The organism is Actinoplanes sp. NPDC051513 (genome assembly GCF_044454685.1).
In the GTDB taxonomy this organism is placed as follows: Bacteria; Actinomycetota; Actinomycetes; order Mycobacteriales; family Micromonosporaceae; genus Actinoplanes.
In genome coordinates this window covers 483,888-509,762 of sequence record NZ_JBITDW010000005.1, presented here as the reverse complement: position 1 = coordinate 509,762, position 25,875 = coordinate 483,888, and the positions used below count along the sequence as shown (strand labels likewise).

Here is a 25,875-nt window from a genome sequence, read left to right as displayed (position 1 = left end):
CCACGCGATGAACCTCGAACCCCAGCTCAGACCGTACCCCACGCGCAGAGCCCTGCTCAAAACGGCCGCGGCGGCCGCGGTGACCGTGCCCGTTCTCGCCGCTTGCGTGACCTCCGGCAAGAAGGACGACGGCACCGCCGCGGCCGGCGGCGCGAAGACCGCCGACAATCCCCTCGGCGTCAAGGAGGACGCGCCGCTCGAGGTGGTCGTCTTCAAGGGCGGGTACGGCGACGACTACGCGATCAAGGCCGAGCAGCAGTACACGCAGCGGTACCCGAAGGCCGAAGTCGACCACAAGGGCCTGCAGAAGGTCGGCGAGGCGATGCAGCCCCGTTTCGTGGCCGGCAACCCGCCGGACGTGGTCGACAACACCGGCGCCGGGCGGCTCGACATCGCCACGCTGGTCGGCGCCGGTCAGGTGGCCGACCTGGCCGAGCTGCTGGACGCGCCGGCGTTCGACGTGCCCGGCAAGAAAGTCCGCGACACGCTGCTGCCGGGCGTGGTGGACGACGGAACTTTCGCCGGCTCCACGGTCGCGCTCAATTTCACGTACACGGTCTGGGGTCTCTGGTATTCGAAGACTTTCTTCGAGCAGAAGGGATGGCGCTACCCGACGACGTGGGCGGACATGCTGGCCCTCTGCGAAACCATCAAGAAAGCCGGCGTGGCGCCGTGGACCTACCAGGGCAAATACCCGGAGTACATCAACGACCCGCTGCTCTCGATGGCCGCGAAAGCCGGCGGCAAAGATCTCATCAAGGCGGTCGACAACCTCGAGCCGGGCGCCTGGAAGCAGGAGGGCCTGCTGCAGGCGGCGACCGCTTTCGCCGAGCTTGCCGGCAAGGGCTATCTCATGAGCGGCTCGGAGGCGCTGTCGCACACCGAGGCGCAGGCCGCCTGGTGCCGGAAGAAGGCGGCGTTCATCCCCTGCGGCTCGTGGCTGGAGAGCGAGCAGAAAGAGGTCACGCCGTCCGGTTTCGACATGGTGATGGGCACGGTGCCGTCGCTGACGGCCGCCGACCGGCAGCCGGTCGGCGCCGTTCAGGCGGCCAGCAGCGAGTCGTTCATCGTGCCGTCGAAGGCGAAGAACCCCGCGGGCGGCCGGGAGTACCTGCGGACTCTGTTCTCCAAGGCGTCGGCGACCGATTTCGCCAAGGCCAACAGCACGCTGCCGGCGGTCGCCGGGGCCACCGACGGGCTCACGCTCTCGAGCGGGCTCGGCTCCGTGCGCGACGCGGTGGTCGCGGCCGGCGACAACACGTTCACCTACCGATTCCGTACGTGGTACGCGCCGCTCGCGAAAGCCGTCGACGACGCCACCGGGGAGCTGGTGAACAAGCGAATCTCCCCGGCCGACTGGTCCACCCGGATCCAGAAGGCCGCGGACGCCCTGGCCAAGGACACGACCGTCACGAAATACACCCGCTGATGCGGCACGGCCGGTGGCGGTTCCTGCTCGGCGCGCTGGTGCCGGCGCTGGTCCTGCACGTCGTCTTCGTGCTCTCGCCGTACGCGCAGGCGTTCTACCTGTCGCTGACCGACTGGACCGGCGTGGCCGGCGAGGCGCACTTCGTCGGGGCGGGCAACTACGCCCGCCTCGGCGGGGACTCCCTGTTTCTCGACGCGGTGCGCAACAACGCGGTGATGCTGGTCGTCGTGCCGTTCGCGACGATCGCGCTGGGCCTCGGCCTCGCCTCGCTGCTGCGCACCCGGCGCGGCTCGTCGGGCTACCAGATCGTCTACTTCTTTCCGCAGTTGCTGTCGCTGGTCGTCATCGCCGTGCTGTGGGGTTTCGTCTACAACCCCAACACCGGGCTGCTCAACTCGGGGCTGCGGGCGGTCGGGCTGGGGTCGCTCGCCCACTCGTGGCTCGCGGAACCGGCCTTCGCCCTGGCCGCCGTCATGGCGGTGCTGGTCTGGTCGTCGGTCGGCTTCTACGTGGTGCTGTTCCGCGCGGCGATCGACGGCATACCGGCCGAGCTGTACGAGGCGGCGCTGCTCGACGGGGCCGGCGGCTGGACCACGTTCCGGCGGCTCACGTTGCCGCTCGTGCGCGAAACCGTGCAGGTGGCTTTCGTGTACCTCGGGATCGCGGCGCTCGACGGCTTCGCGGTCGTGCAGATCATGACCGTCGGGCCGGGCGGGCCCGACGGCGCCACCGAGGTGATCGGGCTGTCGCTGTACCGCAACGCCTTCACGTACGGAAAGTTCGGCTACGCCTCGGCCATGGGGGTCGCGCTCTTCTTCGCGACGCTGACGCTCGCCGTCCTGGCCCTGCGGGCCGGGCGCAAGGAACGGCTGGAGCTGGCATGACTCTTCTCCGCGAGCGCCCTTCGGTTGCCACCGCCGTTGCCCCGGCCCGTACCGGACGCGCCAACCCCCTCCCGCAGATCGCCATGCTCTGCTGGGCCGTCGTGACTGCGCTCCCGCTGTTGTGGGCGGTGGTCTCCTCGGTCAAGTCGGACGACGAAATCCTCAACGAGCCGTGGTCGCTGCCGTCCACGCCGCACTTCGACAACTGGACCCGCGCCTGGACGTCGGCCAGCATCGGCCGGTACTTCCTGAACAGTCTCATCGTCGTCGGCGGGGCATTGCTGCTCACGATGCTGCTGGGCGCCCTCGTCGCGTACGCCCTCGCCCGGTACGAGTTCCGCGGCAACCGGCTGATCTACTACACGTTCGTCGCGGCGATGTTCTTCCCGGTCTTTCTCGCCCTGGTGCCGCTGTTCTTCGTGGTGCAGCGACTGGGGCTGCTCGGCACCTATCCCGGATTGATCCTCGTCTACGCCGCTTACGCCGTACCCTTCACGGTCTTCTTTCTTCATGCCTTTTTCCGCACCCTGCCGAGCGAGATCGCCGAGGCCGCTTTCCTCGACGGCTGCTCGCACGGCGCCGTTTTCTTCCGCGTGATGCTGCCGCTGGCCCGCCCGGGTCTCACGGCGGTCGCCATCTTCAATTTCCTCGGGCTCTGGAACCAGTACCTGCTTCCGCTGGTTCTCAATCCCGACCCGGACCGGTACGTCCTGGCGCAGGGTCTGGCCGCCCTGTCGGTCAGCCAGGGGTATCGCAGCGACTGGGGCGGACTGTTCGCCGGCCTGACCATCGCCATGCTGCCGGTGCTCGTCGCCTACGTCGCGTTCCAGCGCCACATCCGAGCCGGAATGACCGCCGGCGCGGTCAAGTAAGTCCCCCACATCCCCTTGTACGAAAGCAGGGAGGAGTCTGTCCATGTTGATCGACAAGCGTCGATTGGCCTCAGGGGCGGTCGCCATTGTCGCCGCCGGCGCCGCGGTCGCCGTTTCCTCGGGCACCGCGTCCGCGGCCGACTGCGGCTACCTTTTCGACGATTTCCACTACACCTCCTCGTCCGATTCGTCCCTGACCGGGCACGGATGGACCCCGCGTACCTATGCCGGCGGCCCGGGCGTGCCCGGCGCGACCTGGTCGGCCAACAGCATCACGTTTCCCAGCTCCGCCGGCGACCAGGTCATGCAACTGACCGCCTCGACCGACGGCACCTCGGGCGGCACCAACCAGGCCGAGCTCTACTCCACCCAGAAGCGCTTCCTCGACGGCACCTACGCCAGCCGCATCCGGTTCACCGACGCGCCGGTGAGCGGCACCGACGGCGACCACATCAACGAAACTTTCTTCACCATCAGTCCGCTCAACGGCGACCTCGACCCGACCTACTCGGAGCTGGACATCTCCGAGTACCTGCCGAACGGCGGGTGGGGCGAGACCGGGCCGATCAACTACCAGACCAGCTGGTACACCTACCGCAACGACCCGTGGTTCGCCGACAACGTGCACTCGGAGGAGCGGCGCAGCTTCGACGGGTGGCACGACCTGGTCGTCCAAGTCGCCAACGGGCACATGATCTACTTCGTCGACGGGGCGCAGGTCGGCGACCATTCCGGCAAGTTCTACCCACGCCAGACGATGACCATCAACTGGAACCTGTGGTTCATCGACACGGCGGCGCACACCGGCGGCCTGTCCACCTACATCCAGCAGGTCGACTGGGTGCTGTTCGCGAAGAACCAGGTGCTGTCGCCGTCGGCCGCCTCCTCGAAGGCGGCGTCCTACCGGTCCTCCGGCAGCGCCTTCAGCGACACGGTCGACGCCACCGGCGGCTGTTCGACGCCGACCAGCCCGCCGACCAGCCCGCCGACCTCGCCGACGACCACGCCTCCAACGACAAATCCGACAACGCCTCCGCCCGCCACCGACTGCGCCAACGCGCCCGAGTGGGCGTTCGCCACGGTCTACACGGGCGGCAACCTGGTGAAACACGAGAAGAGCAGGTACGGCGACCCGAGCGGCCCGCCGTCGGGACTGGGCAAGCACCTGTGGAAGGCCAGATATTGGACGCAGGGTTCCGAGCCCGGATGGACCGAACAGTGGCAGGATCTGGGCCGCTGCTGAATGGTGCGTGAAAAATGACCGGGGGACCGGGGCGGACGCGCCCCGCCCCCGGTTATTCTGTCGCGCCGTAAAGATCAAAGAAGGAGGATGCGTGGGCGCCTCGGGGTGGGACTACTCAATGCCCTACCAGGAAGACCGGTACCTCGCCTTCGTGACCCTCCGGACCCTGGTCTTCGAGGCCGGCGAGTTCCTGTGGGCCGTCAGCGGCAAGATGGCCGTCGACGACCCCGGCCGGCCCACGACCGAGGACGAGCTGTGGGCCGACGAGACGGTGCGCCTCAAGGGCACCCACTCGATCCTCGACATGTACCGGGTGCTCGCCGACGGCGAGACCCCGAACTACGGCTACCTGCCGTACTCTTACGAAACATTCGAGGAGTACATGGCGCTGGTCAAGGAGCACGGCAATCCCGAGTACGGCATGATCGTGCCGGTCGGCGAGGCCGAGGCGTACGAGACGGCCGGCGACACGAAGCTCACCCGCGACCATGTCGAGGCGATCATTCCGCTGGCTAAATATCCCGGAATCGGCCGCCTTGCCGTCCTGCACGACGAGCAGGGCGCTCCCGCCGAGCTGTACTTCTGGGGCTTCTCCGGCGACTGAGGTCACATGCGCTGGCCCGGGGTTGACCTTCTTTGTCAGGATCGCGAGGTGGCTCCTCTCCGGTCCGAGCCGCGGCCCACGGCCGCGCCGGCAGCGCGACGACAGTGGTGGCGGCGGTTGCGCCTGCCGCTGCTGCTCGCGGCCGGCCTCGCGCTGGCCGCGCTGGGCCTGTGGGGCCGCCTGCCCGACCCGCGCGAGTTCCTGCGGGCGCTCGCCGACGCCGACTACGGGTGGGTCACCCTCGCGGCCGCGCTGCAGGCCGTTTCCCTCGGGGCTTTCGCGTGGCAGCAGCGCGTCCTGTTGCGCGCTTTGGGCGTACGCCTGACGGCCCGCCGCGCCGCGGCCGTGACCATGGCCCGTACCGCCATCTCCATCGCCATGCCTGCCGGCGCCGCCGTCTCGGCGGCCTACGCGGTGCGCGAGTACCAGCGCGGCGGCGTCAGCAAGGAACACTCCGCCGCCTCGATGATCGCCTCCGGGCTCGCGTCGATCGGCGGCCTCACCCTGCTGTACGTAGCCGGCGGCGCCGCGGTGGTCGGCCGCGACCCCGCCCTGCTGCTGAGCCCCCGCCCGCTCGCCGTCGTCGCCATCCTGGTCCTCCTGACCGCCGCCGCCGTGCTGCTGGGCCGCCGCGTCCCGGCCATCTCGGCCACCGCCTCCGGCAACGGCCGGGCGATCACCTGGGTCCGCAGGACCCTCGCCTCGGCCCAGGAGGCCTGGCAGGCCGGCGCCGCCCTGCGGGCCCGCGACTGGACCGCAGCCGTTCTGTTCTTCGCCGTGAACTGGCTGACCGACCTGCTCTGCCTCACCGCCACCTGCCGCGCGGTGGGCCTCCCGGTCGGGGTGACCACGCTGGCCGGGATCTATCTGGGCGTGCAGATCGTCCGGCAGGTCCCGCTGACCCCCGGCGGCGTCGGCGTGATCGACACCGCCCTGGTGGCCGGGCTGACCGCGGCCGGCGCGACCGCGGTGACGGCTGCGGCCGCCGTACTCATCTATCGCTTGATCTCCTGCTGGCTGCTGCTTCCCGCCGGGGGCGCCGCGGCCCTGATTCTGCGGCGGCGCGTCGTTGTTCCGCGACCGCGCTCCGGGTGACGTACCGCCTGGCTATTGCGTGACCGCGCTCCGGGTGACGTACCGCCTGGCTATTGCGCGACCGCGCTCCGGATGAACTCCCGCCAGCGCACCACCGCGGCCGGGTCGGTGACGCCGTGCTCGCCCGGATACTCGATGAGCTGTTTGTCGGCGCTGCCGATCAGCTCGAACAGGCGCCGCTGCCCCTCGATCGGAAAGAGCGTGTCGCCGAGCTGCACGTGATACATCACCTTCGCCGTGATCCGCCCGGCGTCCGCCGCGATCCGCTCCGGCACGTTGAGCCGGGGATCGATCTCGGCCGGATCCAGCCCGAACTTGCCCAGCACCGCGCCTTCCACCCGGTTACCTAGCCTTGCCAGCAGCGGAAGGCCGAACCGCGCGCCCATCGACGTCCCGACGTACCCGAGCCGTTCTTTGTCGACGGTCTCGAGGGCGTCGACCACGCTCAGCCAGTCCGCGGTCATCCGGTCGAGCACCACCTCGACCCCTTCCGCGGCGATGAGCGCCTGATACTCCGGCGCCGGCATCGGCGCCTCGACCCGGTCCCCGTGATAGGGCCCGTCGATCGCCACCGCCGCGATCCCCTCCGCCGCGAACCACCGCCCCAGCGCCACGATCCGCTCGCTGCGCTTGCTGCCGCTCCCGCCGTGCCCGAGCAGCACCAGCGGCGCTTTCGGGCGCCCTGGCAGCCAGGCTGCCGCCGGCACACCCGCTACGCGGAACTCCCGCTCGGTCACGCCGTCCGCCGTCGGCCGCTCGGCCGGCCGAATTTCCGCGTCCACCCGTCGATCTCACTATCCGGAACTTCGCGTCACGACGCCGCGTCCGATGCCATGGACTGAGGCGTGCCTGCCGACGCCACCGTACGGGAAAGGCAGCGGACCTGCGGGTGACGCTGGTCGTCGCGAGGTCTGCTGGCGGCGGCGCGCAGATCGCCCACGGCGTGCCGGTTGGCCGATCAGCACCGGCCGATGTGCGTGCTTCTGCGCTCGGCGTGTCGGCGGCCCTGGGCCGCCGGACCCACCCGCTAGTCGGTTACGGGTTCGAGTCCCGTACGCCCCACTCCGCTTGCCTGGGGGCGACCCCTAGACCCCACGTCACGGTGGCCGCTCTCGGCGGCCTCGTCACGCTTCATTGTCCGTGCGAGGCCCTCTGTCTGTGCCAGGCCCGTAGTACGCGCCTTGGGGTGGATGGGCGCTTGCGACTACTGCGCCTCCGGCGGACGCGCCGGCTCAGGACGATCGCGCGCCCTGTCTGTTGCGATCACGCGAGACAGAGGTGGAGAAGTGGCTGGAGAGTCTGCCGACCGCTCAGTTCGCCCACGCGGCGTTCTACGTCGACCTGCTCGCGGAGCAAGGACGGCTGCTGGGCGAGCCTTACACGAAGCAGCTTGATCGGAAGCTGCGCGAGCTGCGGTTCCACCTGGAGCGGCGATCGGTCCGGATCACCTACTGGATCGCGACCGACAAGAGGATCATCCTGTTGACGGTCTTCCACAAGACGCGCATGCGGGATGAGCGGGAGATCGACCGCGCACGCCGGGCGTTGGCTCGGTGTATCGACGAGGCTCACGAGGCTTTGGACGAGGAGGCTGGGTCATGAGCGAGAGTGGCGGTTGGGCCGCGATGCGGGAACGGCGAATGGCTGAGCCCGGCGCCACGGAGGCGTACGACGCTGCACGATTGACCTTTGAACTGGGTCGTTCCGTTCGAGAACTTCGTGAGCGCCGAGGTTGGAGCCAAACGCAGCTCGCGAAGGCATCGGGAATGACGCAGTCCGCGGTCGCTCGGTTCGAGGCCGGCGGAACCATTCCTACCTTGTCGGTACTGGAACGGCTGGCGACGGCATTGGACGTACGACTCAGAGTGGGGTTCGAGGCCGCTTGAGCCGCGCCGAACTGCCAATGCGCCTACGGCGACACTCAGCGCGCACCGCGGTGGTGCGGGGACAAAGTTCTCTCGCGGAGCGAGGGGGATCGTAGGGAGCCGGTTGAACTCGGTAACGTCTACGAGCGCTGGAGGACGCCGAGCAGGACGTTTGACGACAAGTCCGCGACGGAGCCTGACGGATTGTCGGAACGCCCAACAACACCTCACCGGCGGAGTGTCGCAGACGGCCCCTGACGCGAAGCAGTCCGGCTTGTCCGCCTTCGATCCGCGCGGTCGTCAGCCATGTGCTGGAGACCGCTCAACCTTGCCTTGATCGACGAAACAGAAGACGTCGTCCCGGGCTGACCAGATACCACCCAACCGGACAGTGTTGATAGATGGTTGCCTATGTAACGCTTCGCGAGGGCCTTGCCGCAGGAGCCGGGCCGGAATCGACGAGGGGGCGGTCATGGCGGTATCCAGGCGGGCGGCTCTGGCAGTTGGTGGGGTCGCCGCGGGAGCGAGCCTGCTGACGGCCCTGGTGATGGCACCGCTGGTGGTCGGCACCGCGGCGGCGGCCGTCGGCGGATGTAGCGCGACCGCGGCCATCCAGTCCCAGTGGGGCAGCGGGACGGCCGGGGGCGAAATCGTCACCGTCACTGTCGCCAACACGTCCGCGCAGGCCGCCACCAGGTGGACCGTGACCTGGGCCGCGACCGGTCAGGTGGTCTCGGCGTGGAACGCCACGGTCAATGTCTCGGGCGGCACCGCCACCGCGGTCGACGCCGTGTACAACGGCTCGCTGGCGCCGGGTGCCTCAACGACCTTCGGCATGCAGCTGGCCGGTACCGGCGCGGCGCCGGCCATGAGCTGCGCCAACGACGCGATACCGCCGACGTCCGGCTCGCCCAGCGCGACCTCGTCGGCCGGCGCCGACGTCAGCGTGACGGACGCCGATGCCGGGCGCACGGTCACGCTCCTCATCGGGCAGAAGCTCCGCGTGTCGCTGCCGGCCACCTACCGGCCGGCCACGGCCAAGGGCTCCGGACTGTCGCTTCTGTCGAGCAGCGGCGGCTTCCCGACCGGGCAGCCGGTCGCCGCTCTGCACCGCGCGGTCGCGCCCGGCTCCATCGACCTGTCCTCCCAGACCGACTACGCCTGCCTGCACGCGACGCCGCCGTGCGCGGTTCCGATCGCCCTGTGGGCGGTGCACGTCCAGGTCGTGGACGTGCCGCCCGGCGGCGGGCAGACCGTCACGGTGACCACGGCGGACAACGGCCGCGCGCTCAGCCTGCGCGTCGGTGACACGCTCGTGGTGAGTCTGCCCAGCCAGTACGACCCACCCCCGAGCAACACCGGCGGGGTACTCGTCCAGCGCGACGTGAGCGGTGGCTATCCCACGAACCAGCCGCTTGTCGTCCATTACGTCGCCGCGGCGCCGGGACAGGCGGAGGTGACGACGAACACCGACTACCCGTGCGACCACGACCCGACTCCGTGCCCGGGACCGATCATGCGGTGGACGATCCACGTCACGGTGACGGCCTGACCCGTCGGGACGGCAGGGCCGTCGACGTTGGCCCTGGGCGGCCGACGGGCTCCAGCGATCCGCTCGGGCCATGGGCTGACGTGCACATGTACGGTCATGTATCGGCCGATCACAGCCCTCCGAGATTCGACACCGGCGAGCCCAAACCGTCATGGCTGGTCAGTCACAATCCCTATCAGTGATCCGTCGCGTAGCCGTACATGTCATAGACAACTGACGGCGCCTTCACCTGTTCGGCGGCCGTGGGCAGCTTCGGCTTGGCGGCGGTTCCGTACTGGTCGTAGGTGATCACCGCAGTGCTCGCCTTGAGCTTCCCGGCGGCCGGGATCCGCACCGTCGTCGTGGTGACCCTGCCCTGGCCGTCCAGTACCGCGGTGTAGGCCAGGTGGTCGGCCTTGTCGCCCAGGGCCTTGAGCTGGCCGGCCGAGAGAATCTTGCCCGCGCCGGTGTCGCTCAGGTCGGTGACGCCCTCGAAATGTCCCGGACTGGTCTGCTCGACGTCGCTGGAGTTGTCGAACACCTGTTCGGTGTAGCCGGGATCGCTCTCCGCGACGTAGAGGAACGGCGTGCCGTTCTCGAGCTTGAGCTTCTGGGGGTCGAGCGCCATCCACTTGGTCGGCAGGCCGGTCATCCCGGCCGGTGTGGTCCTCACCTTCAGCCAGGACTTGTTCCTGGTCAGCAGGATGCGAGTGGTCTCGGTGTAGGTCGGGTTGGTGTAGTGGCCGACCCCGTCGATCTCGGCGATCTTGTCGCGCGCGTCGACCACGCCGGTCTCCGGCCGCCCAGCCGACTTGATCGAGAAGCGATGGATCGGCGAACTCTCCGTCGGAACTCCGGCCTGCAGAATCTGGAGCGGCGTACGGGAGTCGCTCGCGGCGGCGCTCGGGCTCGCCGGCGGCGCGGACGGTTGCGAGGCGGCGGCCGGGGCGGAGGCTGCCGGGGCGGAGACGGGCGACGTGCAGCCGCCGGCCGTCAGCGCGGGAACGGCAACGAGACCGGCAAACCGGGCCGGACGAGAAATCATGGTCGATCACATTCTGGGCGAGGGGGCCGTGGTCGCACGGATCTTAGGCGGCACGCCCAGCAGTGACCAGGCACGTTCCACCGCGGCCCGTACGGCGCATCGCGTCTCACCGAAGCAGAACTGACGGGCAGAGCCGGTCGGCTGCCGGCGCCGCGTTCGGGCGGTCAGGCTCTGTGACGTAACAGTCTTGGGCTGGCGCTGTGGTCCGACGCTAACGTTGTCAACGCAATAGTTGATGCGTCAGGTATGCGCCGAAGGGACAACGTCGTCATGGCAACGGTGCGGTACGAGAAAGCCACCCGGGTCTACCCGGGCACGGACAGGCCGGCGGTGGATGCACTCGACCTGGACATCGCGGACGGGGAGTTCCTCGTCCTGGTCGGCCCGTCGGGATCCGGTAAGTCGACCGCGCTGCGCATGCTCGCGGGCCTGGAGGACGTCGACGGTGGAGCGATCTTCATAGATGACCGGGACGTCACGAACCTGCCGCCGAAGGACCGCGACATCGCCATGGTCTTCCAGAACTATGCGCTGTACCCGCACATGACCGTGCGCGAGAACATGGCGTTCGCGCTGAAGCTGCGGCACACCCCGAAGGACGTCATCGCGCGGGACGTCAAGGACGCCGCCGCCCTGCTGCAACTGGAGCCGTACCTCGACCGCAAGCCGAAGGCCCTCTCCGGTGGCCAGCGTCAGCGGGTCGCGATGGGCCGGGCGATCGTCCGGCAGCCGCGGGTGTTCCTGATGGATGAGCCGCTGTCCAACCTGGACGCCAAGCTGCGCGTGCAGACCCGCTCGCAGATCGCCACCCTGCAGGCGAGGCTCGGCGTCACCACGGTCTACGTAACCCACGACCAGGTCGAGGCGATGACCATGGGCCACCGCGTCGCCGTGCTGGACAACGGGGTGTTGCAGCAGGTCGACACGCCCCGCGCTCTGTACGACAGGCCGACCAACGTGTTCGTCGCAGGCTTCATGGGATCGCCGTCCATGAACATCAAGACTGTCCCGCTCACCGACGACGGCGCTGCCTTCGCCGATATGGTCATCCCGCTGACCCGCGAGCAGGCCGACGCCGCGCGGGCGGACGGCACCCAGCACGTCACCATCGGCTTCCGCCCCGAACACACCGAGCTCGTCGGGCCCGGCGACGGCGGCATGCCCATCCGGGTCGACCTCGTCGAGGAGCTCGGCTCCGACTCGTACGTCTACGGCATCATCGCCCTGGAGGGACACGACGAGCGTTTCGTGGTCCGGGTCGAGTCCCGCGACACGCCAGATCTGGGCGAGATCGCGTACGTCAAGCCGCGCGCCGGGGCGCACCACGCCTTTCACGCGACCACCGGCGAGCGGCTCCCGGACTGACCGGAGACCTGACCAGTTCGGGCTGACGCGGTGCTGGATGTGGCCGATCGGCCCTCTGAACAGCGACTGCCCTGCCCTTACAGTGTTCGGGTGATTCCGGGAACTTCATCCCAGAACGGACGCCCTCCGCAGGTGACCGTGGCCTTCTGGTGTCAGCTCGCCGTCGCGGGGCTGCTCGTTGTCCTGGCCATGGTGAACGCGGTCGTTGCGCTTCTGGGCAGGCAGTTGCTCGCTGACACGTCGGCCCTGTCCGCCGGCGAGCTGCTGTCCTGCGGACTGCTGCTCTGCCTGGCCGCGTGGCTGGTCGTCGCCGCGTTCGGCCTGCGCCGGCGCAGCCGAGCCGCGTACGGCTCGAGCCTGGCCGGGCTGGTGTTGCCGCTGCTGTTCGCGGCGGTCAGCGTGCTCGGGGTCGGCACGACGTCCCGCCAGACCTTCAGCTCCATCCCGACCGGCGGAAGGGACGTGTTTGCCGTGGCGGAGCGACTGGCTATCTGGACGACGCTGTCCCACGCGGTGAACGAGGTTGCAGCGATCATCGGGCCGCTGCTCGTCGTGACGACTATTGGGGCGCTGGCAACTCGGACCTGCCGTCGGTTCTTCGTTGGATCCGTGGGGCCGGACCACTTCCGCTAGTCATTACAGTGACGGGATCGACGGCTTCCACGTCAGTTTCGGTCCGGTGGTGTGGGAAACCGGGGTGTTTGGTAGCGGAACGGGCGTAGGGTCTGCCGCTGCAGCCAGAACAGCGTTCCCCAGACGAGCACGAAGGCCGCCACCCCGCCGGCCACCGCCACGGCCCTGGGCGCCTCAGCCGCCTGCAGGCCCAGCACGACCATGGCCGTGGCCAGAGCCGCATCCACCGTCGCGACGATGGACGGGGTGTTGACCACGAAATAGACCCACAACGCCCGGCGGGTCGCGGGCCCGTCCACCATGTAGGTGACGAACACGCCCTGCTGGTCGTCGTGGTGGCCGGTGGTCAGGTAGTGCTCCAGGCCAGGCTCCAAGGTCAGGTAGGCGCGCCGGAGCCGATTCATCGCCATGACCAGCCGAAACTCCTCGGCGTTGATCTGCACCAAGCGGGCGTACGCGGCGATGCCTACCAGGAACACCACCGGCAGCAGCGCCAGCGCGAGCGTCGTGGTCTCGGCACCGAAGCCGGTCGCATCGGCGACCAGCGCGAGCGCGATGATCGAAGCCGACAGCAGGGTCAGGAACACCGAGGCGCGGCTCTGGGCCTCGCTCCAGATCAGCGACCGGGCCGCGAGCAGGCTCCAATGCTCGGCGGCCAGCAGCGCCGGTGCGTGTTCCCCCAGCGGCCGCTCGCCCGCGGCAGAAGGCGTTGCCGGGCCGTCGGCGGTCTTCGGCATCCCGGGCGTGGGCCGGGGCCCGCTGGCGTCGTGGTCGGCGGTCTCCATCATCGGCCTCCTCGAACAGCGCTCAGGCGAGTCACCAACGACCGGACGCGATGCCTCGGGCGGGCCGGGCCAGGCGACATGCCGCCGTGCAGAACGACCGGCAGACAGCGCGCTGCGGAGCCTTGGCCGCCCCGGTGAACGGGCCGTCTCAGCTCCGCCGCCACCAGCGCTCCTTGCGCTCGTCGGGTGGTTCGTCGTCGGGCTCGTCCTTGACCGGGACCAAGCGTGGCTGCTCGACGCCCGGCGCGGGCACCACGAAGACGCCGGGGGCCAGCTCGGGCAGCGTCGGCGCGAGGGCGATCATCGCCTCCCGCGTGTCGTCGTGGTCGAGGCCGAGAGTGTCGGCGCGCTGCTCGAAGACCTCCTGCAGGACGCGCCGTGCCCGTGTGCGGTCGCCGAGATCGATGAGCACCCGGCCCAGGTTGATCATGGCGAGCTGGGTGTCGGGATGGTCGGCGCCCAGGGTTGCCCGACGGCCGTCGACCGCCTCCTGGAGCAGCACGCGAGCCCGTTGCGGGTCGCTGAGCTGCGCGACGGTCGCGCCCAGATTGTTGATCGTCTGCAGGGTGTCCGGGTGGTCGTCGCCCAGGGTGCGCCGCTGCACGGCCAGCATCCGCTCGTAGATGGGCCGGGCGCCCCGCAGGTCGCCGAGCGCCTGCAGCGACGAGGTGAGGTTCCGGTCCATCAACAGGACCTCGGGGTGCTCGTCGCCGAGCAGGCGGTGTATCGGCGGGAGGATCCGGCGGTAGAGATCGCGGGCCTTCTCGTGCTCGCCGAGGCCGTCCAGCGCGAGGGCGTAGTTGTTGGTGTTGGCCAGCGTGATGTAGTCGTCCTCGCCGAACACGCGGCCCATCGCCTCGACCGTCCCGGCCAGGAGCGCGCGGGCCCGCTCGAGCTCGCCGGCCCGGCGCAGCGCCTCCCCGAGCAGGCCGGCGAGTTGCAGGGTCTCCGGCAGCTCGGGGCCCAACTGCGTTCGCCGCACCTCGAAATCGCGCTCCCACAGCAGGCTCGCGGTGTGCGCGTCACCGCCGTTCATGAAGGCCCAGGCCAGGTGTTCGACCTCGGCGATCGTCTCCGGGCGGACCCCGCCGGCGCGGCGCTCCTTCTCCAGCCGCCGGTCGAGTTTCGCGAGGTAGTCCTCGATCCGCATCCTTCTACGGTAGAGAGACGTGCAAGCGCAGCAAGTGGATCGCGCCGCCGTCCTCGCCGATCGCGATCGTCACCCGGTCGCCGTCGGACTCGACCGCGCAGCTGGTCACCGGGTGGTCGGCCGTCCACCGGGCCATCTCCCGGTCGTAGCGCAGACTCCACAGCCGGGTGGTGCCGTCGTAGCCGGTGGAGACGACGAAGTCGCCGTCGGCGCTGATCGCCGCCGCGCGCGCCGCCTCGCCGTGCCAGGCGACGGACCCCACCGACTGGCCGCTGAAAAGATCCCACACCAGGATCCGGTCATCGCCGTACGCGCACGAGACGATCTCGCGACCACGCGAGATCGACGCCACCGCCAGCACCGCGCCCCGGTGACCGGTGAAGCGATGCACCGGCTCGCCGGTCGGCAGATCCCACACTCGCACCGTCCCGTCGTCGCCCCCGGCGATGAGGAGCCGGCCGTCCGCGCCGAACGCCAGCGCGCCCGGGGAGCCCTGATGGCCGGTGAACGTGTGCACCCGACGGTCGGCGGCGACCTCCCACACCCGGATCGTGGCGTCCTCCCCCGCGGAGGCGACGAGCCGGCCGGCCGGGCTGATCGCCACCGACACCGCCCCCGCCTTGTCCCCGTCCCACGAGCGGCCGTTCACGCGGACCACGCCGTCGCCACCCGCCGTGGCGACAAAGGCGGCGGCGGCCACGGCGCGAACGCCGTAGCCGTGGCCGGCGAGCACGGAGCAGGGGCGCCCGCTCGGGACCTCCCACACCCGGACGGTGCCATCGAATCCGCCCGACACCACCGATCCGCCGCCGGGGAGGAAGGCGAGGGCGTCGACGCTGCGCAGATGCCCGTCGATCGCCCGCGACGGGACGGGCCGCTCGCCCGGAAACGGCCGCCACAGCCGGGCGGTCCGGTCGTCGCCGGCAGACACGATCTGCCCGGTCGGCGCGGTGGCCAGCGCAACGATCCGTCCGGTGTGCCCGGCCAGGGTGCTCACGTCGTGGCCGGTGTCGATGTCGGTCACCCGGATGCGGTGGTCATAGGCGACCGACACGACATGCCGGCCGTCGGCGGTGATCGCCACCGGTCCCCCGTACTGCCGATCGGCCAGGACCCGCAGCGGGCGGCCGGTGGCGAGGTCCCAGACCCGGACGGTCGAGTCGCGCGCGCTCGAGGCGGCCCGGAGCCCGTCCGAACTGATCGCGACGTGGTCCACCTCGCCGTGGTGCCCGGTGAAACTCCACCGCGGGGCGCCGGACGGCAGGTCCCATACCCGGACGGTGCCGTCGTCGATCCCGGCCACCAGCACCGATCCGTCCGGGGTGACCGCGATCGACCCGGCCGTGTGGTTCATCGGCAGCGCCGCGCCGGGGGTGGTCCACGCCCGGATCGTGCCGTCCGAACCGGCCGACACCACGAGACCATCGGCGGCCGCCACCCGGTGCACCGGGTGGTTGTGCCCGGTCAGCACCCGCAGCTGCCGGCCGCTGACCAGGTGGCCGATCCGTACGGTCCGGTCGGCGCCGCCGGAGACGACGTGCCGTCCGTCGGGGCTGATCGCCACGGCGTGGACCGGGCCGGAGTGGTGGTCGAGCGAGCGGAGCTCGCGGCCGCTGCGGGCGTCCCAGACGCGTACTGCCGCACCGGTCGCGGTGACCACGTGGCGTCCGTCCGGGCTGATCGCGACCGCGGTCACGGGCGCCTGATGCACGAAGGTCCGTTCCAGCTCGCCGCCGGCGGTGGCGGCCAGCGGGCGGGTCGGGCACAGCCACGGCTCCCAGCCTGCGGCGGCCTCGGTCAGCCGCCGCCGTAGGGTCTCGTCTTCTTCGGGGAGCCGGCCGATCACCTGCCCGGGCAACTGGGCCGGGTCGGCCGACAGCACGTGCGCGGAGAGCTGGAGGGCGCCGTGTACCGCGTCGGCGGCCGGAACGCCCGGCAGCTCGGCGTAGTCCTGGAGAAGGCTCACCACGCCGGACGAGACGAGCCGGGCCCGCAGCCAGTCGAGGTCGGTCAGCATCTGCTCGAGCTCGCCGGTGTGGCCGGCCCGGCCGAGGTGGTGGGCGAGGTTCTCGAGCAGATAACCGTCGTCGAGGGCGCTCGGCCACCCGTCCGGGGCCGCGACCCGATATCCCTCGGTGAGCCGCCGGTGGGCCGCCGCCAGATCGTCGCGGCCCAGCTCATGGGCCACCACATCGGCCTGGAGGTCGTGCAGGACCAGCAGGCCGCCGCCGGCCGAGGTGATCAGCGACCGCCGCTCGAAGAGGTCCAGCAGATCCCCGGCGTCGGCGGGCCGCACGCCGGCCGGCCGCCACAGCGCCTCGGCGGCGGATCGGGGGAACGCGCCGCGGTCGTTGAAGACCGCCAGCTCCCGGTAGCGAAGCCGGGCGTCGTCGCCGGGCAGCTCGGCGATGCCGAGCGTGATCGCCGCGAGCAGCGTGGGGTGGGGGTAGGTGGCGCCGAAGTCGGCCCGGATCTTCGACAGGTCGGCCTCGCCCAGCCGATCGAGGATGTCGTGCCAGCGGGCTGGGGCAGCCTCCGGTCCGATCATGGCACCGGCCATGGCGACGCCGAGCGCGAGGTTGTCGAGGCGGGTGCAGATCTCGTCGGCGGGCAGGGCGTCGAGCTCCCCGGCGGTACGCCTGGTCCATCGGCCGAGCAGCTCGAGCGCCTCGGGCAGGGCGAGCGCGGCGACCGACACCACGGCGGCGTCGAGATCGCGGGCCAGTCCGGCGTCCCGGCTGGTGAACAGCAGGTGGAACGCGGGCGGGAACGCGTCCACGACGCCGCGCTCCCAGACGTTGTCGAGGACGACGAGCACCGGCCCGGCGGTGGGCAGGTCGGCCAGCGCGTCCCGTCCGGCCGCGACGGTCGCGAACGCGGGCGCGCCGCCGCCGAGCCGCTGGGCCAGGTCGGCCTGCAAGATCCGGGGATCGGTGCGCGGCTCGACCGCCAGCCACGCCACGCCGCCCGGATGGGCCGCGCGCACCCGCTCGTCGTGCACGGCCGCCGCCGCCAGCGCGGTCTTGCCGGCGCCGCCCATCCCGGCCACGGCGACCGGTCGCCCCTGGGCGCCGGCGAGCGCCTCCACCAGGGCGGCGAGCTCGGGACGGTCCACGAACCGCGACGCCTGTACGGGCGAGGCGCCCAGGAAACTCCGGCGGACCGGCGCGCCGGCGCGGTGCGGGCTGAACGCCACCGGCAGGTGCCCGGTGACCTGACTGCGCTGGGTCGGCGTCTGCTGGGGTGTGCGTGCCCGCATCCACTCGTGGACGAACTCGTAGAGCTCACCGTGGTCGATCACGCCGTCCCGCCGGAGGTCGGCGTCGCCGGTGCGCAGCCCGGCCACGATGGCGCCGGTGAACACCGAGCCGGGCGCCGGGTGGTCGGGGAGCGCGTCGTCGCCGGACTCGTACGCGAATTGGATGTGGGTCGAGGCGGTCATCACCGCGCACCCCCGGCCGCCGGGGTCGGCGAGCTGGTCGAGGACGTCAACCTCGGCGGTGGACTTGGGCAGACGGCCGGCCGGGAACGCGCCGGAATAGCAGCAGTCCAGCCACACCAGCACCCGCCGGCAGCGGCTTCGGTCGATCCGCCGCCGCAGGAAATGGCTCGCGACGGCGGTCGAGTCGTACAGGCCCCGGACGGTGTCGGTGGTGGCGAAGTGGAGATCGCCGGCCTCATCCTTCGCGCCGTGGCCGGAGACGTACACCAGCACCAAGTCGTCGCGGCCGGCGTCGCGGAGCAGTTGCTCCAGCCGGAACCGGACCTGGTCGGACGTGCGGTTGTGGAGCAGCTCGACCCGGTAGGCGCCGACCTCCGGATCGGACAGCACCGCCGCCAGCGCCGCGGCATCGCGCGCCGGGGCGTTCAGACGGCCGAACGCGGGGTCGCGGTAGTCGTCGGTGACGATCAGGACCGCGATGCGCTCTCCCATCCGCGGCCTCCTCGTTGCCTCGCCTGCGTCCACTATCCTCGCTCGGGTGGCCACCCTTTCGCTGACCGTCGTCGATGAGGATCCCGCCGAGGTCGATCGGCTGTCCCGTGCACTGCACACCGAGCTGGACGCCCTCGAGCTCGACCGCAACGAGCTCGTGGTCGAGGACGACGCGCCGCCGCTGGCGAAGTCGGGCGGCGACACCGTCACCGCGCTGCTGATCGCGCTGGCCACCTCGCCTGCCCTGGTTCAGCTGGGCGCGCTGCTCCGCGACTGGGTCACCCGCGACCGGGGACGCAAGGTCGTGGTCCGCGACGGCGACCGCTCGGTCGAGCTGACCGGCGGCACCGCCGCAGAGAGCGCCGAGGTGATTCGGGAGTTCTTCCACCGCGAGATCGACTGAGGCTCGGCGCATCGCTGGTCGGCGCCGCCGTGGCAGTCCCAGATCGGCAGATCCGGATGGCTGTCGGTGGCATCACCCGAACTTCGTCCATTGCCCTTCGGAAACCACCTCGACGGAGCCGTCGACGACCTTGATGGCCGTCTGCTCGTCGATGGCATAAGCCGGAACGCCGAGGTCAGCGGCCCACCGCTCCGCGTCAGCCAGGGTGTTCTCGGGGAAAGCGTCCAGGTGCGGGAAGATCGAGAAGTCGACGACTCCCAGGGTGCGGTCGTCCGGCGCCGACGGCCACTCGACGAAGTCAGCCCCGATCCGGGGCGTCATCACCATGCTTCCCGCACTCACGCCCACCCAGACCATGTCGGGCAGCGAAGGCAGCAGATCGGCCAGCCCGGACTCGCGCATCCAATGACACAGATACGTCGCGTCCCCTCCGTCGACCAAGAGCACGTCGGCCTCCCGGACCCAGGGAACCCATCGCTGCGCGCCGATGGTGGGCAGCGCGGTGAGTTCCAGCAGACCCAACGACTTCCAGCCCAGGTCGCACATGGGCGATGGGCTCCGGCCGGCGATGAAACGCCAGGCCGAGGCCGGGGTGCACATCGGGTGCCCGTACTCCGCTGTGGGAATGCAGAGGGCATTGGCGTCGCCGATCGGCTTGCCGAGAAGCTGCACGAGCGCCGCATGGATGCTGGGGTTCGTGACGCCACCTGAGGTGAGCAAGAGCTTCACGGTGTCTCCGAATTCGCGCGCGAAAGGGTGGAAGTGCCTGAGACCAGGCGCCGAGCCGGGCTCATCGTAGTTCGGGTCTCCTCTTTCGGAGGTCCCTCAGATTGCCAAGCGGCCGAGAACCGGAAGCAGGCGGCTGCGGCGTTGACCGTCATGATTGAGCAGTGGTGGTCCGCTCGGTCAGCGGTCGTACTTCTCGAAAGGCACGGTCCAGTCGCCCAGCCCGTTCCAGAGCTGCAGCTTTCTCGGGCTGTTCCGGACATCGACGACGTCGCCGATCATGAAGTTCTCGTAGACCCACTTGGCGTCGGACACGCTCAGGTTGATGCAGCCGTGCGACAGGTTCGCCCTGCCCAGCGAATGGTTCCACGGGGCGGCGTGCAGGAACTCGCCGGAGTAGGTGATCCGGGTGCAGTATTCGATGTCCTCGGCCCCGTAGTAGTTCGGGTCGTTCGGGTCGGTGATGCCGTAGCTGGCCGAGCTCATGCTGTGCACCCGTTCCTTGGACAGCACCACGTGGGGCCCACCCGTCGTCCAGTAACTGATGTACTCGCCGTTGCTGCCGGTCGTCGAGCCGCCCTTGCCGAGGCTGGCCTTCATCGTGCGTACGAGTTTGCCGTCGATGTAGACCTTTGTCAGGTGCGCTTTGTTGTCGACGATCGCGATCAGCTGACGGCCGATGGTGAAACGGGTCGACGCGTTCTTCTGGCCGTACACGCCGTTGCCGAGCTTGACGCCGAACACGTTGACGTTCACCGTGATCGAGGTGCCGCCGGCCCAGTACTTCTGGGGCCGCCAGTGCACGGTCCTGCCGTCCTTCCAGTAGAACTTGCCCTTGACGGCGGGCGACGTCGTGATCTCGATGGCCTTCTCCGCCGCCGCCTTGTTGACGGCGCGGCTGAACGCGATGATCACCGGCTGGCCCGCCCCGTACGCGTGGCTTTTCTTGAGGGAGCTCATCGCGTTGGCCCGGAATGTCGTCTCGACGAGGTGCTGCGGCTTCACCGTGGTGAAGCTGGACGTCGTCTCCGTCGCCGTGCCCGAGCTGTCGGTGGCCGTCACGATCACCCGGTACGTCTTGCCGTAGGCCAGGGCGCCGGTGGAGCGCCAGGTCCCGTCGTCCTGGACGGAACCGCTGACGACCGTCCCGCCCGCGGTCACGGCGACCGACTTCAGCGTGCCGGCCCGGACGGCGACGACGATCGGCGTCGCCGGAGACACCGCGGTCGCCCCGCTCGACGGGGTCACGCTCAGCCGGACCGGCGCGACCGGAGGGCTGCTCTTCTCCTCCGGGCCCGCCGCGGTGGGCTCGGCGCTCGCCGAACCCGGCGCGGAACCACCGACGGTCGCCACAGCGGCGGCAGCGCTCAGTGTCCCGATGATGACCTTGCGTCGCTGAATCATGGCTCTCGCAATCGAGGGGTCCCGGCCGACGCCATGATGGCCGCACAGGAATTGACGCTGATGAGGCCGGAAAGGTAACACGTCCATCGATTCGGCAGGGCCGCCGCGACGGCCCGCTCGATCCCGCCCTCTCGGCGCGTCACCTGGCGACCCCGCGGTCAAGCCCTAGGGTGAGGCGTGGCCACGGCCGAGAACAGCGGACAACCCGCCGGGTACGACCGGCTGCTCAACATCGCCGCCAGCGCCGTCACCGTGGCGGCCGGGGTGCTCGGCGTTTTCGGGATCGGCACCGGCATCGTCGCCGGGCTGCTGCGCAACGCGCCGGAGGCGACGCTCACCAGCACCTGCACCGCGGGCATCGCGGTGCTCGCCGGGCTGGCCTCGGCGCTGGTGCGGACTGACGCCACTGTGCGCGAGAGTTCGCGGACCGTGCGGGTCGCGCTGGTCGCCGCGGGGCTACTGGCCGCGGTGATGTGGGTCCTCGTCGGCTTCATCTACCAGCGCGACGGCGCGCGCACCACCTTCGACGCGCTCGCCTGGTACGGGTTCATCGCGCTCATCGTGGTGGGCACCGGCGTCGGCATCTTCTGGGTTGCCATGCGCGAATCGCGGCGGCTGCGGACGGGCCTCGCGCTCACCGGGGTGTTCCTGTTCGGGTCGTCGGTGCTCGCCACCGTCGTGCTCGCCACCGCGACGCTGCGCACCACGGCCCGGCCCACCATCGCCGCCGACGTGCAGCCCACGGCCGAGCCGGCGGGCTACGTCACACTCATCGGCAAGGTGTCGGCCGCGGGGCTGGCCAACAACGAGCGGTACGAGATCGTCGCGCACCTGCTGACTGCCACCGACACGACGACCGGGAGCGCCGAGATCTATCGGGCCTACGTCGGGCCGGACAAGGACGGCGCCGTCGCGTACTCGTTCACGATCGCCTTCGCCCGCGACGCTACGCATCCGTGGCTGGGCGTGACGGCGCAGGTGGTCGGCGAGGGTGAGAATTCGACCGGGGCGGTGAGCAACTGCGGCCTGGCCGCCGAGCGTGGGGTGAGCTGCACCATCGTGCGGGTGCCGGAGGCGCTGCCCAGCCCGGCGCCGTCGCGGTCGGGCTGATCGGCGGGCCGTGCGGGTGGCAGTTCGGACACGACCTCCGACGATGCCAGCGCGCGGAGCTCGAGAGATTTAACATTCTCGACATGAAGCGCCCGACGATCTACGACGTGGCGCGCGAGGCCGGTGTGTCCGCGTCGACGGTGTCGCGGGCCTATGCGCGGCCGGGGCGGGTGAACGCCGACACCGCGCAGCGCATCTTCCTGGCGGCCGAGACGCTCGGATACCGGATGGGAAAAGCCGGCCGGCCATCCGCGGGCGAGAAGCGGCACGCCATCGCGCTGGTGGTCGCGGACGTCACCAACCCGTTCTACGGCGACATCATCAAAGGGGCGTACGAGGCCGCCCGCGAGGCCGGCTACCAGCTGATGCTGTCGCACACCAACGAGTCGCCCAAGGTGGAGCGCCAGACGATCGAGCAGGAGCTCGGGCAGGTCGACGGGGTGGTGATCGCCAGCTCGCGGATGACCGACTCGGCGCTGCGCATGGTGGCCAAGCAGAAGGCCGTCGTCCTGCTCAACCGCAGCATCCCGGAGGCGAACTGCGTGCTCAACGACGCCGAGCGCGGCATCCGGCGGTCGGTGGAGCACCTCGCGCAGCTGGGGCACGAGCGGATCACGTACGTGGCGGGGCCGGAGGCCAGCTGGTCGGACGGGGTGCGCTGGCGGGCGGTGCGGCAGGTGGCGGCCGAGCTGCACCTCGAGGCGCGCCGGATCGGGCCGTACGGCCCGACCGTCCTCGCGGGGCTGAGCGCGGCGCTGCGGGTCGCGGAGCTGGACGCCACCGCCGTGCAGGCGTACAACGACCAGCTCGCGATCGGCATCGTCAAGGGGCTCGGCCGGCTGGGCGTGAGCGTGCCCGAACAGGTCAGCGTGGTCGGCTTCGACAACATCATCTTCGACGAGCTGGTCGAGCCGCAGCTCACCACGATCGCGTCGCCGCTGTACCGGATGGGGTTCACCGGCGTGCGCAACTGCATCGCGGTGTCGCAGGGCGCGCAGCCCAGCGGCGACCCCCTCGTCCTGCCGGTGCGGCTGGTGGTGCGGGGCTCGACGGGTCAGCGGAGACGACCGCTCAGCATCCGGACGGCCCAGTCGAACGACATCCGGTGGGACTCCCGCTTGGACTCGACGCTCGGCTCGTCCACCTCGATCATGAAGTCGCCGTCGTAGTCCGCCGGAATCGCGTCGAGCACGGCCGCGAAGTCGACGACGCCGAGCCCCGGCTCGGCCCACAGCCGTTTGGTGGCTGCGGCCCCGGCGTAGCTGAGCGAAGGATTCCCGAGCAGGTCGGGAAAGACGTCCTTGATGTGGATGCCGCCGAGCCGGTCGGCGTAGCGGCGGATGAACCCGGCCGGCTCCACCCCGGCCCACCGCAGGTGCCCGGTGTCCGGCCCGAAGCCGATGACGCCGGGCCCGAGGTCGTCGAGCAGCCGCGTGATCTCGTGCTCGGTCTCGAAGATCCCGCCGACGTGCGAGTGGTGCAGCGGCCGTAGCCCCTCGGCCTGCAGCACGCGGCACACCTCGCCGCACATCTCGATCGCCCGGTCCAGCCGCGAGGCGGAGAAGGCGGCGCCGACGGCGGGTTGCGCCAGGCGTTCCGGCCGCGCCATCGACGAGATCATCGTACGGTCGAGGCCGAGCGCGACCTGGTCGGCGGCGAAAAGTTTCGCGCGTTCGATCTCGGCGGCCAGGTCGACAGTTTCGTCGAACGGGGAGTTGAACAGGCTCAGCGACGGCGAAAGCCCGTAGCCCGCGATCCACGACCGATAGTCGTCAGCGGACATGCCGGACGGGACGTCGGCTTTCACCGCGGTGAATCCGATGTCCTGGAAGTCCGCGAAAGCGGAAGTGAAAACGTCCCGGGTCTTGCCGGCCGATGCCCAGTAGGGAATCGGGTTGGCGGCCAGAAGGTTCACAGCGCCACCGGCTTTCCCGTGCGCGCCGACTCGTAGGCGGCGGTGATGACGGCGATCGACTGCCGATTGGTCTCGAGGTCGACGCGAAGTTTCTCGGTGCCGGAAAGCGCGCCCAGAAAGTTGAGGTACTGCAGGCGGTGGGCGTCGGAAAGTTGCCCCGGATTCGCGGCCGCCGCGGTATCGCCACTGCCGGCGGAGATGGCCTGCGTGCCGCCCATCATCATTTCGGACGGCGCGACGCCCACCGGCGTGGAGTGGAAGAACGCCATCTGGTCGTTGTCGATGACCGCCGAGCCGCGGTCGCCGTGCACCTGCAGCCGCGCGCTCAGCCCGGGATAGGCCGCGGTCGTCGCGTGCAGCACGCCGAGCGCGCCGGAGGCGAACCGCACCACGCCCACCGCGACGTCCTCCACCTCGATGCGCTCGTGGGCGAGCGTTCCGGCGTAGGCGAACACCTCCACCGGCCGGCCGAGCGCCGCGACGAGCAGGTCGACCGTGTGCACGCCCTGGTTCATCAGCGCGCCGCCGCCGTCGAGCTCCCACGTGCCGCGCCAGCCGCCCGAGTCGTAGTAGCTCTGCCCGCGCCACCAGTCGATCGACGCGATTCCCGACGTGATCCGCCCGAGCTCGCCCTTGCCGATCGCCTCGAGGGTCTGCTCGGTCGCCGGGTCGAACCGATGCTGCGAGATGACCGTGACCAGCGTGCCGGCCTTCTGCTGCGCCCGGATGATCTCGTCGGTGCGGGCCACGGTGATCTCGGCCGGCTTCTCGATGATCACGTGCTTGCCGGCTTCGAGCGCCGCGATCGCGACCTCGCCGTGTTTCCCGGTCGGCGTGCAAACCACCACCACGTCGATTTCTTGCGCCGCGAGGGCGGCATCCAATGACGGGTACGGGGTTCCGCCGCGTTCCGCCGCCAGGGCCTCGGCCCGTTCCGATGCGACATCGGCGACCGCTACGAGGTCGACCTGTCCGGGAAGCTGGCCCATCACCATGCCGTGGTGCTTGCCGATGACTCCCGCGCCGACCAGCGCGAATTTCGGTGCTGTGCTCACGCGTACTCAATCTCCTCGGTCTTCAGAATTTCCGTGAAGGCGCGCCAGGCGGTGCGGAAGAGTTCCGGACCGGAGAAACCGCCGGTCGCGTGGCCCGCCGCGAGATGCGGTTCGAGGGAGAAGAAACCGTCGAAGCCGTCGTGGCGCAGCGCGCGCATCGTCGCCGCCACCTCGCCGTCGCCCTCGCCGGCGGGAACCACCGTGCCGTCGGCGAGAAACGCGTCCTTGATCTGGATGTACTCGAGGTGCGGGCGCAGCATCGCGTACGCGTCGGTGTAGGGACGGACGCCGACCTGCACGAAATTGGCCGGGTCCCAGGCCAGCCGCAGATAGGGCGAGCCGACCGAGCGGATCAGGTCGAGACAGCGGGCCGGGATGTCGCCGTAGATCTGCTTCTCGTTCTCGTGCAGCAGGATCAGATCGGCCTCCTCGGCGACCCGCACCAGCGCGCGCATCCGGTCGATGACCTCGAGCCGGTGGGCCGCCGGATCGGCGCCGGGCCGCAGGAAGAACGAGAAGATCCTGATGTACGGGGCGTCCAGCTCGTGCGCCACCTCGGCCGCGTGCCGCATGCGCTCGAGATGCGGGGCGAAGTCTTCGTCGATGAAGATCTTCCCGATCGGCGACCCGATGCTGGACACCTTCAACCCGTACGCGGAAAGCGTTTTTCGCATGGTCGCGAGCTGTTCGGGGGAGAGGTCGAGAATGTTGACGTCCCAGGCGCTGCGCACCTCGATGTGTTTGAGGCCCAGCCCGGCCGCGACCTCGCATTGTTCGGTGAGATCGGGGGAGATCTCGTCGGCGAATCCGGAGAGAGTCCACATCGG

The 25,875-nt window shown here is 70.2% G+C and carries 24 protein-coding genes; 14 read left to right on the top strand and 10 right to left on the bottom strand.

Going from position 1 to position 25,875, the window contains the following annotated elements:
- The first annotated feature begins 7 nt into the window (after positions 1-7).
- The 6 genes from ngcE to ACIA5D_RS20195 all read left to right on the top strand — a co-directional run bounded on the left by ngcE (position 8) and on the right by ACIA5D_RS20195 (position 6,127).
- Positions 8-1,429: an N-acetylglucosamine/diacetylchitobiose ABC transporter substrate-binding protein gene (ngcE, locus tag ACIA5D_RS20220; RefSeq protein WP_396031639.1), complete on the top strand. Its 1,422-nt coding sequence runs from the start codon at positions 8-10 to the stop codon at positions 1,427-1,429.
- The gene (locus tag ACIA5D_RS20215) at positions 1,429-2,313 is read left to right on the top strand and encodes a carbohydrate ABC transporter permease (RefSeq protein WP_396031637.1); all 885 of its coding nucleotides are present in this window, start codon (positions 1,429-1,431) and stop codon (positions 2,311-2,313) included. The genes ngcE and ACIA5D_RS20215 overlap by 1 nt, the downstream gene beginning before the upstream one ends.
- Positions 2,310-3,185 (top strand): carbohydrate ABC transporter permease, encoded by an 876-nt coding sequence (locus ACIA5D_RS20210; RefSeq protein WP_396031635.1) that lies wholly within the window; start codon positions 2,310-2,312, stop codon positions 3,183-3,185. The genes ACIA5D_RS20215 and ACIA5D_RS20210 overlap by 4 nt, the downstream gene beginning before the upstream one ends.
- Before the next feature lie 43 nt (positions 3,186-3,228).
- Positions 3,229-4,428 carry a glycosyl hydrolase gene (locus tag ACIA5D_RS20205; protein WP_396031633.1) on the top strand — a complete coding sequence of 400 codons (1,200 nt, stop codon included), beginning with the start codon at positions 3,229-3,231 and terminating at the stop codon, positions 4,426-4,428.
- 91 nt (positions 4,429-4,519) lie between these two features.
- A complete protein-coding gene (locus ACIA5D_RS20200; protein WP_396031631.1) occupies positions 4,520-5,032 on the top strand; it encodes a hypothetical protein in 513 nt (170 codons plus the stop codon).
- A gap of 48 nt (positions 5,033-5,080) precedes the next feature.
- The gene (locus tag ACIA5D_RS20195) at positions 5,081-6,127 is read left to right on the top strand and encodes a YbhN family protein (protein ID WP_396031629.1); all 1,047 of its coding nucleotides are present in this window, start codon (positions 5,081-5,083) and stop codon (positions 6,125-6,127) included.
- 50 nt (positions 6,128-6,177) lie between these two features.
- Here ACIA5D_RS20195 and ACIA5D_RS20190 read toward each other — a convergent pair whose 3' ends face one another.
- A complete protein-coding gene (locus ACIA5D_RS20190; RefSeq protein WP_396031627.1) occupies positions 6,178-6,909 on the bottom strand; it encodes an alpha/beta hydrolase in 732 nt (243 codons plus the stop codon).
- A 496-nt stretch (positions 6,910-7,405) separates the two neighbouring features.
- On the opposite strand from ACIA5D_RS20190, the gene ACIA5D_RS20185 reads away from it, so the two are divergent.
- From ACIA5D_RS20185 to ACIA5D_RS20175, 3 genes are all read left to right on the top strand, one after another.
- Positions 7,406-7,729: a type II toxin-antitoxin system RelE/ParE family toxin gene (locus tag ACIA5D_RS20185; RefSeq protein WP_396031625.1), complete on the top strand. Its 324-nt coding sequence runs from the start codon at positions 7,406-7,408 to the stop codon at positions 7,727-7,729.
- Positions 7,726-8,013 (top strand): multiprotein-bridging factor 1 family protein, encoded by a 288-nt coding sequence (locus ACIA5D_RS20180; RefSeq protein WP_396031623.1) that lies wholly within the window; start codon positions 7,726-7,728, stop codon positions 8,011-8,013. Before ACIA5D_RS20185 ends, ACIA5D_RS20180 begins: the two co-directional genes overlap by 4 nt.
- Positions 8,014-8,464: 451 nt before the next feature.
- Complete coding sequence (locus ACIA5D_RS20175) at positions 8,465-9,544, top strand: cellulose binding domain-containing protein (RefSeq protein WP_396031621.1); 1,080 nt, start codon at positions 8,465-8,467, stop codon at positions 9,542-9,544.
- 175 nt (positions 9,545-9,719) lie between these two features.
- On the opposite strand, the gene ACIA5D_RS20170 is transcribed toward ACIA5D_RS20175, so the two are convergent.
- The gene (locus ACIA5D_RS20170) at positions 9,720-10,568 is read right to left on the bottom strand and encodes a hypothetical protein (protein WP_396031619.1); all 849 of its coding nucleotides are present in this window, start codon (positions 10,566-10,568) and stop codon (positions 9,720-9,722) included.
- Between the two features lie 270 nt (positions 10,569-10,838).
- On the opposite strand from ACIA5D_RS20170, the gene ACIA5D_RS20165 reads away from it, so the two are divergent.
- Both ACIA5D_RS20165 and ACIA5D_RS20160 read left to right on the top strand, forming a co-directional pair.
- On the top strand, positions 10,839-11,933 hold the full coding sequence (locus ACIA5D_RS20165) for an ABC transporter ATP-binding protein (protein WP_396031617.1): 1,095 nt from the start codon (positions 10,839-10,841) through the stop codon (positions 11,931-11,933).
- A gap of 132 nt (positions 11,934-12,065) precedes the next feature.
- Positions 12,066-12,566 carry a hypothetical protein gene (locus tag ACIA5D_RS20160; protein WP_396031615.1) on the top strand — a complete coding sequence of 167 codons (501 nt, stop codon included), beginning with the start codon at positions 12,066-12,068 and terminating at the stop codon, positions 12,564-12,566.
- A 32-nt stretch (positions 12,567-12,598) separates the two neighbouring features.
- Here the strand turns inward: ACIA5D_RS20160 and ACIA5D_RS20155 are convergent, their stop codons facing one another.
- From ACIA5D_RS20155 to ACIA5D_RS20145, 3 genes are all read right to left on the bottom strand, one after another.
- Complete coding sequence (locus ACIA5D_RS20155; RefSeq protein WP_396031613.1) at positions 12,599-13,354, bottom strand: hypothetical protein; 756 nt, start codon at positions 13,352-13,354, stop codon at positions 12,599-12,601.
- Positions 13,355-13,499: 145 nt separating this feature from the next.
- Positions 13,500-14,501 (bottom strand): tetratricopeptide repeat protein, encoded by a 1,002-nt coding sequence (locus ACIA5D_RS20150; protein WP_396031611.1) that lies wholly within the window; start codon positions 14,499-14,501, stop codon positions 13,500-13,502.
- A 4-nt stretch (positions 14,502-14,505) separates the two neighbouring features.
- Positions 14,506-18,435: an NB-ARC domain-containing protein gene (locus tag ACIA5D_RS20145; protein WP_396031609.1), complete on the bottom strand. Its 3,930-nt coding sequence runs from the start codon at positions 18,433-18,435 to the stop codon at positions 14,506-14,508.
- Between the two features lie 46 nt (positions 18,436-18,481).
- On the opposite strand from ACIA5D_RS20145, the gene ACIA5D_RS20140 reads away from it, so the two are divergent.
- On the top strand, positions 18,482-18,838 hold the full coding sequence (locus ACIA5D_RS20140) for a hypothetical protein (protein WP_396031607.1): 357 nt from the start codon (positions 18,482-18,484) through the stop codon (positions 18,836-18,838).
- A 72-nt stretch (positions 18,839-18,910) separates the two neighbouring features.
- Here ACIA5D_RS20140 and ACIA5D_RS20135 read toward each other — a convergent pair whose 3' ends face one another.
- Positions 18,911-19,567, bottom strand: coding sequence for a Type 1 glutamine amidotransferase-like domain-containing protein (locus ACIA5D_RS20135; RefSeq protein ID WP_396031605.1), 657 nt, complete (start codon positions 19,565-19,567; stop codon positions 18,911-18,913).
- Between the two features lie 177 nt (positions 19,568-19,744).
- Positions 19,745-20,968 (bottom strand): Ig-like domain-containing protein, encoded by a 1,224-nt coding sequence (locus ACIA5D_RS20130; protein ID WP_396031603.1) that lies wholly within the window; start codon positions 20,966-20,968, stop codon positions 19,745-19,747.
- Between the two features lie 177 nt (positions 20,969-21,145).
- Between ACIA5D_RS20130 and ACIA5D_RS20125 the strand changes: the two genes are divergently transcribed.
- Both ACIA5D_RS20125 and ACIA5D_RS20120 read left to right on the top strand, forming a co-directional pair.
- The gene (locus ACIA5D_RS20125; protein ID WP_396031601.1) at positions 21,146-22,078 is read left to right on the top strand and encodes a hypothetical protein; all 933 of its coding nucleotides are present in this window, start codon (positions 21,146-21,148) and stop codon (positions 22,076-22,078) included.
- Between the two features lie 83 nt (positions 22,079-22,161).
- Positions 22,162-23,247 (top strand): LacI family DNA-binding transcriptional regulator, encoded by a 1,086-nt coding sequence (locus tag ACIA5D_RS20120; RefSeq protein WP_396031599.1) that lies wholly within the window; start codon positions 22,162-22,164, stop codon positions 23,245-23,247.
- Here the strand turns inward: ACIA5D_RS20120 and ACIA5D_RS20115 are convergent.
- Genes ACIA5D_RS20115 through ACIA5D_RS20105 form a run of 3 tightly spaced genes read right to left on the bottom strand, consistent with a single transcriptional unit; the run spans position 23,133 to position 25,872 of the window.
- Positions 23,133-23,993 (bottom strand): sugar phosphate isomerase/epimerase family protein, encoded by an 861-nt coding sequence (locus tag ACIA5D_RS20115; RefSeq protein ID WP_396031597.1) that lies wholly within the window; start codon positions 23,991-23,993, stop codon positions 23,133-23,135. The two genes, ACIA5D_RS20120 and ACIA5D_RS20115, sit on opposite strands and share 115 nt — an antisense overlap.
- On the bottom strand, positions 23,990-25,048 hold the full coding sequence (locus ACIA5D_RS20110; protein ID WP_396031595.1) for a Gfo/Idh/MocA family protein: 1,059 nt from the start codon (positions 25,046-25,048) through the stop codon (positions 23,990-23,992). The genes ACIA5D_RS20115 and ACIA5D_RS20110 overlap by 4 nt, the downstream gene beginning before the upstream one ends.
- Entirely contained in the window at positions 25,045-25,872 is an 828-nt protein-coding gene (locus ACIA5D_RS20105) for a sugar phosphate isomerase/epimerase family protein (protein ID WP_396031593.1), read from the bottom strand. Before ACIA5D_RS20105 ends, ACIA5D_RS20110 begins: the two co-directional genes overlap by 4 nt.
- Positions 25,873-25,875 lie beyond the last annotated feature (3 nt).